This is a genomic window from Burkholderia sp. SIMBA_062 (assembly GCF_046534765.1).
GTDB classification, from domain to species: Bacteria; Pseudomonadota; Gammaproteobacteria; order Burkholderiales; family Burkholderiaceae; genus Burkholderia; species Burkholderia ambifaria.
The window spans coordinates 1-244 of the sequence record NZ_JAWRYD010000524.1 but is presented as its reverse complement, the minus strand read 5'-3'; the positions used below and the strand labels follow the sequence as shown (position 1 = coordinate 244).

The 244-nt window shown below is 68.4% G+C and carries 1 pseudogene; it reads right to left on the bottom strand.

The window, feature by feature from the left end:
• Positions 1 to 244, bottom strand: a pseudogene (locus SB786_RS37320) (MFS transporter); the annotation flags it as partial.

The window sequence follows — 244 nt, the reverse complement described above, 5'->3', positions numbered from 1 at the left end:
GCACGATGCCGCGCGGCGTGACGAACAACGGACCGCCGCCCGCCTGCTTCGCGCGCAGCAGACGCGGACGCGCCACGAGCATCGCCGCCAGCATCAGCACCGAGCACAGCAGCGTGCTTTCGAGCGCGCCCACCTGCATCGAAAGCAGGAAGGTCATGAACGTCGATCCCGCGAAGCCGCCCACGCTGAACAGCGCATGAAAGCCCGACATCAGCGGACGTTGCGCCGCACGCTCGACCTCGAC